Source organism: Sphingomonas sp., from assembly GCF_041661825.1.
In the GTDB taxonomy this organism is placed as follows: domain Bacteria; phylum Pseudomonadota; class Alphaproteobacteria; order Sphingomonadales; family Sphingomonadaceae; genus Sphingomonas.
In genome coordinates, this window is sequence record NZ_JBAZTU010000002.1 from 112,954 (window position 1) to 125,885 (window position 12,932).

Annotated in this window: 12 protein-coding genes; 9 read left to right on the plus strand and 3 right to left on the minus strand. The window is 67.9% G+C overall.

What is annotated here, in order from left to right:
* Positions 1 to 13: 13 nt before the first annotated feature.
* From trpB to WC729_RS07570, 7 genes are all read left to right on the plus strand, one after another.
* Positions 14 to 1,243, plus strand: a complete 1,230-nt coding sequence (gene trpB / locus WC729_RS07540; protein ID WP_372851205.1) for a tryptophan synthase subunit beta — start codon at positions 14 to 16, stop codon at positions 1,241 to 1,243.
* A complete protein-coding gene (locus tag WC729_RS07545; RefSeq protein WP_372851207.1) occupies positions 1,240 to 1,434 on the plus strand; it encodes a hypothetical protein in 195 nt (64 codons plus the stop codon). The genes trpB and WC729_RS07545 overlap by 4 nt, the downstream gene beginning before the upstream one ends.
* Positions 1,431 to 2,243: a tryptophan synthase subunit alpha gene (gene trpA, locus WC729_RS07550; protein ID WP_372851209.1), complete on the plus strand. Its 813-nt coding sequence runs from the start codon at positions 1,431 to 1,433 to the stop codon at positions 2,241 to 2,243. The genes WC729_RS07545 and trpA overlap by 4 nt, the downstream gene beginning before the upstream one ends.
* Positions 2,240 to 3,094: an acetyl-CoA carboxylase, carboxyltransferase subunit beta gene (gene accD / locus WC729_RS07555; RefSeq protein WP_372851211.1), complete on the plus strand. Its 855-nt coding sequence runs from the start codon at positions 2,240 to 2,242 to the stop codon at positions 3,092 to 3,094. Before trpA ends, accD begins: the two co-directional genes overlap by 4 nt.
* A gap of 132 nt (positions 3,095 to 3,226) precedes the next feature.
* The gene (locus WC729_RS07560) at positions 3,227 to 4,564 is read left to right on the plus strand and encodes a folylpolyglutamate synthase/dihydrofolate synthase family protein (RefSeq protein WP_372851213.1); all 1,338 of its coding nucleotides are present in this window, start codon (positions 3,227 to 3,229) and stop codon (positions 4,562 to 4,564) included.
* A 69-nt stretch (positions 4,565 to 4,633) separates the two neighbouring features.
* Complete coding sequence (locus tag WC729_RS07565) at positions 4,634 to 5,068, plus strand: DUF6628 family protein (protein ID WP_372851215.1); 435 nt, start codon at positions 4,634 to 4,636, stop codon at positions 5,066 to 5,068.
* A 140-nt stretch (positions 5,069 to 5,208) separates the two neighbouring features.
* Positions 5,209 to 7,653, plus strand: coding sequence for a hypothetical protein (locus WC729_RS07570; RefSeq protein WP_372851217.1), 2,445 nt, complete (start codon positions 5,209 to 5,211; stop codon positions 7,651 to 7,653).
* A 3-nt stretch (positions 7,654 to 7,656) separates the two neighbouring features.
* On the opposite strand, the gene WC729_RS07575 is transcribed toward WC729_RS07570, so the two are convergent.
* Both WC729_RS07575 and WC729_RS07580 read right to left on the minus strand, forming a co-directional pair.
* Positions 7,657 to 8,406 (minus strand): tetratricopeptide repeat protein, encoded by a 750-nt coding sequence (locus tag WC729_RS07575; protein WP_372851219.1) that lies wholly within the window; start codon positions 8,404 to 8,406, stop codon positions 7,657 to 7,659.
* On the minus strand, positions 8,403 to 9,773 hold the full coding sequence (locus WC729_RS07580) for an MFS transporter (protein ID WP_372851221.1): 1,371 nt from the start codon (positions 9,771 to 9,773) through the stop codon (positions 8,403 to 8,405). The genes WC729_RS07575 and WC729_RS07580 overlap by 4 nt, the downstream gene beginning before the upstream one ends.
* Before the next feature lie 65 nt (positions 9,774 to 9,838).
* Between WC729_RS07580 and WC729_RS07585 the strand changes: the two genes are divergently transcribed.
* Positions 9,839 to 10,978, plus strand: coding sequence for an aromatic ring-hydroxylating dioxygenase subunit alpha (locus tag WC729_RS07585; RefSeq protein ID WP_372851223.1), 1,140 nt, complete (start codon positions 9,839 to 9,841; stop codon positions 10,976 to 10,978).
* A gap of 50 nt (positions 10,979 to 11,028) precedes the next feature.
* Here the strand turns inward: WC729_RS07585 and WC729_RS07590 are convergent, their stop codons facing one another.
* Positions 11,029 to 11,460: a response regulator gene (locus WC729_RS07590; protein WP_372851225.1), complete on the minus strand. Its 432-nt coding sequence runs from the start codon at positions 11,458 to 11,460 to the stop codon at positions 11,029 to 11,031.
* 143 nt (positions 11,461 to 11,603) lie between these two features.
* On the opposite strand from WC729_RS07590, the gene WC729_RS07595 reads away from it, so the two are divergent.
* Positions 11,604 to 12,929, plus strand: coding sequence for a pseudouridine synthase (locus WC729_RS07595; RefSeq protein WP_372851227.1), 1,326 nt, complete (start codon positions 11,604 to 11,606; stop codon positions 12,927 to 12,929).
* Positions 12,930 to 12,932 lie beyond the last annotated feature (3 nt).

The window sequence follows — 12,932 nt, forward strand, 5'->3', positions numbered from 1 at the left end:
AAGCGCCCGCACCATGAACGTCCCCAATTCCTTCCGCGCCCAGCCCGACGAACGCGGGCATTTCGGCGAATTCGGCGGCCGCTACGTCGCCGAGACGCTGATGCCGCTGATCCTCGAGCTGGATCAGGCCTATCGCGCCGCCAAGGCCGATCCCGCCTTCACCGCCGAGTTCGAGGATCTGCTCGAACATTATGTCGGCCGCCCCAGCCCGCTCTATTACGCCGAGCGGCTGACCGAGACGCTCCGCGAAAGCGCGCCCGAGGGCAAGGGTGCCCAAGTCTGGTTCAAGCGCGACGAACTGAACCACACCGGCGCGCACAAGATCAACAATTGCGTCGGTCAGATCCTGCTCGCCATGCGCATGGGCAAGACCCGCATCATCGCCGAGACCGGCGCCGGCCAGCACGGCGTCGCCACCGCCACGGTCTGCGCGCGCTTCGGCCTGCCCTGCGTCATCTATATGGGCGCGCGCGATATCGAGCGGCAGCAGCCGAACGTGTTCCGCATGAAGCTGCTCGGCGCCGAAGTTCGCCCGGTCACCTCCGGCGCGATGACGCTGAAGGACGCGATGAACGAGGGCCTGCGCGACTGGGTCGCGAACGTCCACGACACCTTCTACATCATCGGCACCGCCGCCGGCCCGCATCCCTATCCCGAGCTGGTCCGCGACTTCCAGAGCGTGATCGGCAAGGAAGCGCGCGCGCAGATGCTGAGCCGCATCGATCGCCTGCCCGACCTGCTCGTCGCGGCGATCGGCGGCGGATCGAATGCGATCGGCCTGTTCCACCCGTTCCTCGATGACGCCGATGTCGCGATGCTCGGCGTGGAAGCGGCCGGCCACGGCCTCGACAAACAGCATGCCGCGAGCCTTGCCGGCGGGTCGCCCGGCGTGCTCCACGGCAACAAGACCTATCTGCTTCAGGATGAGGACGGCCAGATCGCCGAGGCGCATTCGATCTCGGCAGGCCTCGACTATCCCGGCATCGGCCCGGAGCATTCATGGCTCCACTCGATCGGCCGCGTGCAATATACCAGCGCGACCGACACCGAGGCGCTCGACGCCTTCCAGCTGCTCTGCCGCACTGAGGGCATCATCCCCGCGCTCGAGCCGAGCCACGCCATCGCCGCCGTTGCCCGCGTCGCGCGCGAGATGGATCGCGAGCAAATCATCCTGTGCAATCTGTGCGGCCGCGGCGACAAGGACATCTTCACCGTCGCCGAGGCGCTGGGGGTCGAGATATGAACATCCCGAACCTGCTGACCGGTGCCGTGGTGGGTGCCGCGGCTGCGCTCATCGTGCGCGAGCTGAACCAATATGGCCTCGCCCTTTCCGATTGGCGCCTGCCGCTGCCCCGGGGGCTTGAAGCCGTCGAAATGGGCGCCCTGGTCGGCATTCTCTCCCAACTCTTCAGCCAATGGCGCTCCGCACGATGACTCGCCTCTCCGCTGCCTTCGACCGCGCCCGCGAACAGCGTCGCGCTGCGCTCGTCACCTTCGTCACCGCCGGCGATCCGGCACCCTGGACCAGCGGCGCGATACTCGATGCGCTGGTCGCCGGCGGCGCCGACGTGATCGAGCTGGGCATGCCCTTCACCGATCCGATGGCTGACGGCCCCGCGATCCAGGCCGCCAATCTGCGCAGCCTCGCCGCCGGCACCACCACCGCCGACATCCTCGCCATCGCCAAGGCCTTTCGCGAACGCCATCCTGGCGTGCCGGTCGTGCTGATGGGCTATGCCAACCCGATGCTCCGCCGTGGTGCCGACTGGTTCGCCAACGCCGCGCGCGATGCGGGCGTCGACGGCGTCATCTGCGTCGACCTGCCGCCCGAGGAGGATGACGAGCTCGGCCCGAACCTGCGCGCCGCCGGCATCGACCTGATCCGCCTCGCCACCCCGACCACCGACGTGGCGCGCCTGCCCAGGGTGCTCGATGGGGCAAGCGGCTTCCTCTATTATGTCTCGGTCGCCGGCATCACCGGCCTGCAACAGGCAGCGCAGGATTCGATCGAGAGCGCCGTCGCGCGCCTCAAGGCGGCAACCGACATCCCCGTCGCGGTCGGATTCGGCATCCGTACGCCGGATCAGGCGGCCGCCATCGCCCGCGTCGCCGACGGCGTCGTGGTCGGCTCGGCGATCGTCGAGCTGGTCGGCCAGCACGGCGATGGTGCAAGCGCGCCCGTCGAGGCCTATATCCGTTCCCTGTCCACGGCGATCGCCGCGGCCCGAAAGGAAACACTATGAGCTGGCTCACCAGCGTCCGGAACGCACTGTCGTTCGTCGTTCCCAAGAAGGATTCGCCCGACAATCTCTGGCACAAGTGCAAGGGATGCGGGCAGATGGTCTTCGTGAAGGAGCTGGAGGACAACCTCCATGTCTGCCCGAACTGCCAGCATCACGAGCGTATTGGGCCGGTCCTGCGCTTCCAATATGTCTTCGACGCCGGCAGCTACACGATCATCCCGCTGCCCCGGGTGCAGGACGATCCGCTCAAGTTCCGCGATACCAAGCGCTATGTCGATCGCATCAAGGCCGCCCGACTTGCAACGTCGGAAGGCGATGCGCTGATCAACGCGCGCGGCACGATCGAGGGCCGCAAGGCCGTGGTCGGCGTGCAGGATTTCGCCTTCATGGGCGGCTCGATGGGCCTGGCGGTCGGCGAGGCGTTCGTGCGCGGCGTCGAGAACGCGATCGAGGACAATTGCCCGTACATCATCTTCACCGCCGCCGGCGGCGCGCGCATGCAGGAGGGCATCCTCAGCCTGATGCAGATGCCCCGCGCGACGGTCGCGATCCAGATGCTGCACGATGCCGGCCTGCCCTATGTCGTCGTGCTGACCGACCCGACCACCGGCGGCGTCACCGCCAGCTACGCGATGCTCGGCGACGTGCAGATCGCCGAGCCCGGCGCGCTGATCGGCTTCGCCGGCCAGCGCGTGATCGAACAGACCATCCGCGAAAAGCTCCCCGAGGGCTTCCAGCGTGCTGAATATCTGCTCGAGCACGGCATGCTCGACATGGTGAAGCACCGGCGCGACCTGCGCGCCACGCTCGCCAGCCTGATCGATTATCTGTGCGCGAAGAAGGCGGCGTGACCTCCTTCCTCCCCTCCCGCTTGCGGGAGGGGACCGAGGCGCGGGCGCCCGGCTTCAGTAAGCGCGCCGCCAGCGGACAGCGGATGCCCACCCCCAGCCCCTCCCGCAAGCGGGAGGGGAGGAAGTTTTAGAATGCTCGACTCCGCCACCTCCACCTCCCCCGCGGTCCAGCACCAGCTCGACCGCCTCTGGTCGCTCTCCCCTGGCGCCGACATCCTCGGCCTGGAGCGCATCACCGAGCTGCTCGATCGCCTCGGCAACCCGCAGGACAGCCTCCCGCCGGTGCTCCATGTCGCGGGCACCAACGGCAAGGGCTCGACCTGCGCCTTCCTCCGCTCGACAATCGAAGCGGCCGGCCTGACGGTCCATGTCTATACCAGCCCCCATCTCGTTCGCTTCAACGAGCGGATCCGCATTGCCGGCACGCTGATCGAGGACGACGCCCTCGCCGCCCTCCTGAAAGAAGTACTGGATATCGCAGGCGATATCGGCGCGAGCTTCTTCGAAGTCACCACCGCCGCCGCCTTCCTCGCCTTCTCGCGCACGCCGGCCGATGCCTGCATCGTCGAGGTCGGCCTGGGCGGCCGGCTCGACGCGACCAACGTCATCGCCCGCCCGCTCGTCACCGGCATCGCCCAGCTCGGGGTCGATCATCAAAGCTTCCTCGGCGACACCGCTGAGGAGATCGCCGGCGAGAAGGCCGGCATCGCCAAGCCCGGCGTGCCGTTGGTCACCATGCGCTACCCCATTCCCATCGCCCAGCGCGTCGAAACGGTCGCGCGCGCTGCCCGAGCGCCCGTATCGGCGGCGGGCGACGACTGGTTCTTCGCCGCGGACGACGGCAAGCTCGGCTACCGTGATGCCGCGGGCCGCATCGAAACCCCGCTGCCTAACCTCGCCGGGCCCCATCAGCCCGAGAATCTCGCCCTCGCCATCGCGATGCTCCGCCACCAGACGCCCCTGGTCATTCCGCCCGAGGCCTATCGCATCGCCGCCGAGGCGACCCGCTGGCCCGCGCGCATGCAACGCCTCGGCACCGGTCCGCTGGCAGAGCTGCTCCCTCCGGGGAGCGAGCTCTGGCTCGACGGCGGCCACAACCCAGCCGCCGCCGCCATGGTCGCCGCGACGCTCCGCCAGATCGCCTTTCCCGGCATCGGCCGCAGCGAAGTCCACCTCATCCTCGGCATGTTGTCCAACAAGGATCCCGGCGGTCTGCTCGCACCCTTCGTCGACCTTGCCACGACGCTTCACGCAGTTCCGGTGCCCAACCATGAGCATCATACGCCCGAGGCGTTGGTCGCCATCGCCCGCGGCTTCGGCATGATCGCGAACACCGCCACCGATGTGCCGACCGCGCTCGCCGACATCACTGCCGCCGCCGATCCGGCCGAACCGCCGATCGTCCTGATCCTCGGTTCACTCTATCTCGCCGGCGTTGTGCTTGCCGCAAATGACGAAGCGCCGACCTGATCCTTATTGCTATTGACTTGCAATAACCGAAACGCGACGCTGCTGACCCAGCAGACGGAGTCGCGTATCATGACGGTCACCCCAGTCCCGGCCCCTACCCAGATGTTGCCGCACGCCATGCCGACTTGCCCCAATGGGCGGCTCGCGCTGTTCGCGATCCGGCGGATCGGCGCGCATGGCCTGGCCGATGCGCATGCCGCGCACGCCATGCTCAACGGTTTCGGCGAAGGCTTTCGCCGCCCGCTCGTGCTGATGCGTGCGCTGATGGCCGATCTGGCGACCACCGCGAACGGCCCCATCTCGATCGCGCCCTGCTGCTGCATGCGCATGACCGCTGCGGAAAGCGCGGTGCTGACCGTTCTCGCCCGCGCCGAGACAGCGCCTGAGACGGCGCGGCTGCTGCTCGCCGACCTGCTCGGCATCCGCCGTATCGACGGCGTGCTGGCCAGCGCGACCGTCCTTGCCGCCGCCTTTGCCGATGCGGGGCGCCCCATCACGGTGTGAAGTATCGGCCAGTGTGGATTTCCGGACGGCCTGCGTCCTCGCTGAAAGGGGGTTCGTGACGAGACCCGGCTTTCAAAGGGTGACAGGTGCGCGATCTGCTCGGGTTCGGAACATCCCATCGCGCGGCGCTCTGCTGCGGCTTGACATTGCTCGCGTCGGGGCTGGCCTCGGGCGCCGGGGCGCAGACGCTTGAGCAGCCCCCGACGCCACCCGACTCCGCCCCGCAGGCGAAGATGCCCGCCGATGTCGTCGTGACGGGCGAACGCGAGCCCGATGTCGCGCCGATCGCGGTGCTCGATGCGGCCGATATCGGCACCTATGGCGCGGATTCCGTCGGCGACCTCCTCGCCGCGCTCGCGCCGCTGACCCGGTCGGCCGCGGGCGGCGAACCGCCCATCGTCCTCATCAACGGCAAGCAGGTATCGGGCCCGGCGGAAATCGCCACGCTTCCGCCCGAGGCGCTGCGGCGGACGGAGATCTATTCCGAGGAAAAGGCGCTGCGGCTGGGCTTTCCGCCGAACCGGCGTGTGGTGAATTTCCTCGTCCTCAAGAAATTCCGTTCGCTCAAGGCCAATCTGGTCGCCGCCACCGCTACCCGGGGCGGCGGCGGCTCGCGCGAAGCTTCTCTGGTCTATTCGCGGATCGACGAGGAGCGACGAGTCGGTCTCGGCCTCAGCTACAAGGGTGCGGACGCGTTGTTTGAAAGCCAACGCGCCGTGGAGCCTCCCACCCGCCCGCCCTACACCGGCATTGGCACCCTGATCGACACGAGCGGCACACTGGTCGGCACGGCCGATGGCCCCGATGTGGATCTCGCATCGACTCGCACGCTACGCGGCGCGACCGAGACTCTCGGCTTCAACGGCAACATTGCCGGCGACGTGGGCGGCACCGCCTTGTCGTTGACCACCACATTGTCGGCCTCCTGGAACCACTCGTTTCAAGGCCCGGCAGTGGCGGCGCTCGCCATACCGGCCAGCAATCCCTTCTCCACGCTCGGCGAGGACGTGACCCTCTACCGCTATCTCGGAGAGGCGCGCCCGCTTCGGCAGGCCAGCCGTACCGTCGCGGCCAGCCTCGGCCTCGCCGCCGACGGCGCGTTCGGCAAATGGCACTGGAACGCGATCGCGCGCTACGATCGCAACCAGTCGCACAGCATCGTCGAGCGCGGCGTGGACATCCGCCCGCTCCAGGCGGCGATCCTCGCCGGCGATCCGTCGATCGATCCGTTCGGGCCGCTGCCCATCGGCCTGCTCGGCACGCGGCTCTCCGATCGCGGCGACTCCACCAGCGATATCGTCACCGCCAACGCAATGCTCAACGGCCCGGTCGCCAAGCTGCCCGCTGGCGACATCTTCGCGATGATCAACCTGTCCGGCATCGCCAACCGTGCCGATGCGACCAGCATCCAGGCCGACACCGTTTTCCGGACGGAACGCGCGCAGGACACGGAGATCGGCATTTTTCGCCTGCTCCTGCCGCTGACCAGCCGCCGCGCCGATTTCCTTCCCTGGGCCGGCAGTCTCATCGCCAATATCACTGCCTCGGCGACCCGCATCTCGCACTATGGCGTGCTCAAATCGATCGGCTATGGCGGCAATTGGAGCCCGCTATCGGCGGTTCAATTCTCGCTCGCCATCAACGACGAGGAGGGCGCACCGCCGATCGACCAGCTGGTCAGCCCGACCATTCGCATCCCGAACGTGCCGGTGTTCGACTATCGCACGGGCACCTCGGTACTGGTCACCGCGATCGCGGGCGGCAATCCCGATCTCGCGGAGAATCGCAAGCACAGCCTCACCGCCGGCGTCACGCTGACGCCCTTTGCCGACAACAGCCTCCGCATCAGCGCCAATTATGTCGAAAGCACGCTGCACGATCCGGTCTATGCATTGCCGGCGGCCACGCCGGCGATCGAGCAGGCCTTTCCCGAACGCTTCGTGCGGAATGCGGACGGCACCCTGCTTTCGATCGATAGCCGGCCGCTCAATATCGATCGCGCCGACCGGTCGGAATGGAATACGACCCTGTCCTTCTCCTGGCCGCCCGCCGCCGCCGCTGCGGCCACGACCAACGCCATGGGCCTGACATCGGCCAGGAAGGGCGACAAGGCCAATATCGTGGTCGACCTGTCGCAGGTCTGGCGCCTGCGCGACGATGTCCAGCTTCGCCTGGGCTTGCCCAAGCTCGACCTGCTGGCCGGCAATGCGATCGTCGCGAGCGGCGGGCAACCACGCCATGAACTCATCCTCAATGTCCGCGCTTCGCGCGCCGGGATCGGGCTGGGCCTGGAGGGCCAATGGAAGAGCGGCACGCGCGTGGTCGGCGACGACCCCGCCGGCGACCTGCGCTTCAGCGATCTCGCTACGCTCAACGCCCGCCTCTTCGCCGATCTCGGCAATCTGTCCGGCCTCGACGATCAGGCATGGGCGAAGAGCATGCGCGTCACGCTCGACGTCACCAATGTCTTCGATGGTCATATCGACGTGCGCGACGGCACGGGCGCGGTGCCGATCCCCTATCAGCCCGGCTATCTCAACCCGCTCGGCCGGGCCGCGACCCTGTCGCTGCGCAAGCTGATCTGAGGTTCAGCGCGCCGCGCGCAATTCCCCCAACCGGTCCATCGCCCAGCGATACATGTCGGCCTCGGCCGCGCGCTGCTGCCGGTCGAGCCGCTTCATCCGCGCCTCGACTTCCTCCAGCACGGTCCGCGCCTTTTTCTCCCAGCCCTGGTCGAGCAGCAGCGCGGCGTAGCGGCACCGCCCTTCCTCGCCCGGCAGGCGGGTGACGAGGTCGGCATAGAGCGCCAGCGCCTCCTCCTTGCGCCCGAGCGCCTCCAGGATGCGCGCGCGGAGCAGCCCCTGGCGATCGCGGTCGCTCTGCGCGCTCGCCGGATCGTTTGCGTCGAGCACCGTCAATGCCTCGGCCGGATCACCGGTTTCGAACAGCGCCCGCGCCAGCTTCTCGCCAGTACGCATATCGACCGGTCCGCGCTCGATCGCCTCGCGCAGCAGCGGCAGCGCCTCGCCATACCGGCCCAGCGCCGCCAGCGCGTCCGCCAGCCGAATGCGGTTGGCAGCGGTATCGGCCAGGTCGAGCGCATCGCGCGCCGCCCGCACCTCGCGCTCCGGGTCGAGCGCCGCCACTGCCTTGGCCCGCGCGGTGCGGACGTGGCGATTGCCCTGCAGCCGCGGATAGACCTCGATCACCAGATAGGCGATCGTGCTGGGCCCAGGCAGGAACATCAGCGCCATGATCCAAAGCTGGTTGCGCCCGTTGCGGATGACGTCGATCACCAGCATCACCTGGATCGCCAAGATCGCGAGATAGATGATCATGCTGCGGGCGGCTCCGATGCCCCCGCAACGACGGGACCCGCGCCGGGCACCGGCGGTTCGTCGCCCCCGCCGGCACTGCCGATCGACCGGTCGACCAACCCCGACCGGATCATCCACCAGAACAGGAACACGCCGGGCAAGGCGATCAATGTGGTGAGCAGGTAGAAGTTCACATAGCCGAAGGTCTCGATCAGCCCGCCCGCCGTGGTGCCAGTCACGAACCGCCCGACGATGCTCGCCGCCGCCGAGATCAGCGCATATTGCGCGGCGGTGAAACGCAGGTCGGTCAGCGCCGAGAAATAGGCCACCACCGCGACGCCGCCGAAACCGCTCGCGAAATTCTCGAAGCCGATCGCGCCCGCCATGCCCCAGTTGGAATGCCCCGCCGCGGCGAGCCCGGCAAAGCTGAGGTTCGACACCGCCATCAGCACCAGCGACAGCAGCACCGACCGCTTCATGCCCATCTTCGCATAGAGCACGCCGCCGACGAAGATGCCGATCAGATAGGCCCAGAAGCCGATGCCGACATCGTAGAAGGCGATCTCGTCATTGGTGAACTTCAGGTCGTCGAACAACAGACGGAAGGTCAGGTTGGCGAGCGTATCGCCGACCTTGTGGATCAGGATGAACGCCAGCACGATCGCTGCGCCTTCGCGGGTGAAGAATTGCGCGAACGGTCCCCAGATCGAGGTGAGCATGGCGCCGATGCCGCGCCGTACCGCGATCTCGCGGTGTCGCGCCGGCTCGCCGACGATCAGCCCCGCCAGCATCGCCGGCAGTGCCAGCATCGCGCAGGCGAGATAAGCCCATTCCCAGCCGCCCCGCGCGGCAATCACCAGCGCCAGCGCGCCGGCACCGGCCGATCCGATCCGCCAGCCATATTGCGACATGCCCGATCCGACACCGAGCTGGCGCGGTTCGAGGATCTCGATGCGATAGGCGTCGATCACGATGTCGAAGGTCGCGCCCGCGGCGCCCACCAGGATCGCGGCGATCGCCGCCGCCATGATGTCCGCCTTGGGATCGATCAGCGCGAGATTGGCGACCGCTGCCATCACCAGCACGCCGGCGAGGAGCAGCCACGATACGCGCTGCCCCAGCCGCCCGATGATCGGCAGCTTCACGCCATCGACTGCCCAGGCCCAGATCCATTTGAGGTTGTAGACCAGGAAGGCCAGGCTGAACGCCGTCACCGTCTTCTTGTCGATGCCATCCTGAGCGAGACGCGTCGTGAGCGTGGCGCCGATCATCGCATAGGGAAAGCCCGAGGAAATGCCGAGCGCCAGCGCCGCCAGCGGGGCCTTCTCGAAATAGGGCCTGACGCCATCCATCCAGCCGCCCGGCCGCTCGATTTCCAGCTCGCTCATCCCGCTCTTGCTCCCCGGCCTTATCGCGCAGACACTAGCGTCAAAAATCGGGAGAGGAAGGCGAGATGAACGCGCCCGCGAAGATTACCGTGCCGACCCAGGGCCAGCTCGCGCTCGCCGCGCAGCTTGCCGCCGGCGGCACCCGGCCGAAGCTCGGTATCACGCATGTCGATGCGCGCGCCTATACCGCGCCCGAACGCCATGCCGCTGAACAGGCGCGTATCTTTGCCAAGGCACCGCTGGTCATCGCGCCCTCGGCCCTGCTGCCGCAGAACAACATGGCCGTGCCGCATGACGGCTTCGGCAAGCCCCTGCTCATCGCCCGCGACAAGTCGGGCAAGGCGCAGGTCTTCCTCAATGTCTGCCAGCATCGCGGCACCCGCCTGGTCGAAGGCAGCGAACCGGTCTGCGCGCCGCGCCTGATCTGTCCCTATCATGCCTGGAGCTACACGCTCGACGGCGCACTCGCCGGCCTGCCGCGTCCGGACAGCTTCCCCGGCCTCGACAAGAGCGGCTTCGGTCTGAAGCGCCTGCCCACGCGCGAGGCGGGCGGCCTGATCTGGTTCGCGTTCGACGAACATGCCGATTTCGCGGAAGCCGAAGCGCTCGGCCATGATTTCGACGCGTTCGATCTCTCCGGCCAGCATCTCTTCCGCCGCCGCACGCATGACGTGGCGGCGAACTGGAAGCTGATCATGGACGCGTTCCTGGAGAGCTATCACGTCCAGCGGCTCCACGCGGAGACGATCGGCCCCTTCTTCAAGGACGGCGTCTCCACCGGCGACCATATCGGCCCGCACCAGCGCTCCGCCGTCGGCCGCGAAGCCGCGCTCGCCGCCTGCTCGGCCGAGGACTGGCCGACACTTCGCTCGGCGATCACCTATACCTATCAGATGTTCCCGGGCACCGTGCTGATCGTCAGCCCGGATTACATGAACCTGATGGTGTTGATGCCCCAGTCCGAGGGCCGGGTGCTGGTCGAGGACTTCATGCTGATCCCCGAGGCGCCGACGACCGAAAAGGCGTTGGCGCATTGGGAGAAGAGCTGGAATCTGCTCGACGGCGGCGTCTTCGCGGCGGAGGATTTCCGGGCGGCCGCACTTGGTCAGGAGGGGCTTGCCTCGGGCGCGATCGATCGGGTGACACTCGGAACGCTGGAGACCGGAATCAGGGCTTTCCACGACCAGGTCGAAGCGCGCCTCTGATCCCTTCTCCCTCATGATGCCCCTGTCTCACGGGGAGAGGGAGATTTGAATCAAGCCGCCTTTTCGAACAGGCTGAACCCGTTCGGCAGCTTTTTGGGCTTCTTGCCCTCGATCACGGCTTCGATCGCGGCGATCGCCGCCAGCAGATCGCGTTGCGCATAGGGTTTCGACAGGCATCCCGCTGCGACGTCGCGCGCGCCTTCCGGGCAAGCACCGGTCACGAACAGCACCGGGATGCCGGCGCCATGCGCCTCGTGCGCCACATCGAGCCCGCTGCCATCGGCCAGGCTGATATCGACCAGCACCAGGTCGATATCCTCCGCGGTGCGAATCACTTCCACCGCCGTGGCGACGCGGTCGACCGTCGCGACGATCTCGAATTCCGCCTCGCGCAGGAAATGCTCCGTATCGAACGCGACGAGAGGCTCGTCCTCGACGATCAACAACCTGCAAATGCGTCGTTTCTTCTTGCCGAACAACATCGTCCGGTATCCGCCTTTTTACTGGGCCGCTGGAAGCAACTTCCCCCGACCTTGTTACGCACCCGTCCCTTAACGCGCGGCTTCGGGATCGGGCGCAACATTTTTTTCATGTCGTCGCGAAGAAAAGCGGTATCAGCGCGTCCGTGTCCATTTTCAGAGAATCCAAGGAGCAGCAGCGGATCGCCAAGCTGCTCGCCCGCGCCGGCGTCGCCTCGCGCCGCGAAGTCGAACGCATGATCGCCGAAGGGCGCGTCGCGCTCAACGGCACCGTCATCGATACGCCGGCAACCATCCTCACCTCGCTCCACGGCGTGACGGTCGACGGCGAACCCGTCCAGGCCGCCGCGCCCGCGCGCCTCTATCTCTATCACAAGCCGAGCGGCCTGCTCGTCACCGAGCGCGATCCCGCCGGCCGGCCGACCATCTACGACAAGCTGCCGAAGGACTTGCCCCGCCTCGTCCCCGTCGGCCGGCTCGATCTCAACACCGAGGGGCTGCTGCTGCTCACCACCGACGGCGAGCTGAAACGCCAGCTCGAACTGCCCGCGACCGGCGTCGAGCGTGCTTACCGCGCCCGGGCCTATGGCGCCGTCACCCAGGCCCAGCTCGAGGAGCTGATCCACGGCGTCGAGATCGAAGGCGTGCGCTACGGCTCGATCAACGCCAATCTCGAACGCCGCACCGGCGCGAACGTCTGGATCGAGATGATCCTGACCGAGGGCAAGAACCGCGAAGTCCGCCGCGTGCTCGAATATCTGGGCTTGCGCGTCTCGCGCCTGATCCGTACCCGCTACGGCCCGTTCGTGCTGGGAGACCTGCCGGTGGGCGAGGTCGGCGAAGTGCGCCAGGTCGACGTCATCGCCTTCCGCAAGAACCCGACCAAGAACATCACCCCGGACAATTCGCCGCCCGAGCTGAAGCGCCACGCACCGGCGCCGTCGCCCGTCCGGCTTGGCCCCCAGAACCCGCGCGCGCCCCGCCATGGCGAGCGCCCGGCCGCCGCCCGCGACGCGCGTCCCGCGCCGGCCGCGCCGAAGCGCGATGTGCGCCCGGCCCGCATCACCCGCGACGATGCCGCAAAGGCCGATCGTGCCGCCTTCGACGTCCGTCCGGCCCGCCGCGCGCCGCGCGATGGCGACAAGCCTTCCACCTGGTCGCCGCGCGACAGCCGCCCGGCCGAGGAACGCGCCGCGCGCCCGGCAGCCTCGCCCGCAGGGGTGAAGCCCAAGCGCTTCTACGACGCCAAGCCGAAGGGCGGCGGCAAGGCCGTGCCTCCGGGCGAGACCCGCCCGGCCCGGGTATTCAACCCGGAGCTCGGCCGCAACGTCCGCGCCAAGCCGCCGCGCCCGCCGCGCGACGAGGTCCCGTCGGACGCCCGCGCCGCCAAGCCCGCTGGCAAGCCCGCCGGCAAACCCCGTCCCAAGGCCGGCTGGGCCAAGCCCAAACCCAAACCCCGCACCCGGAAATAAGTC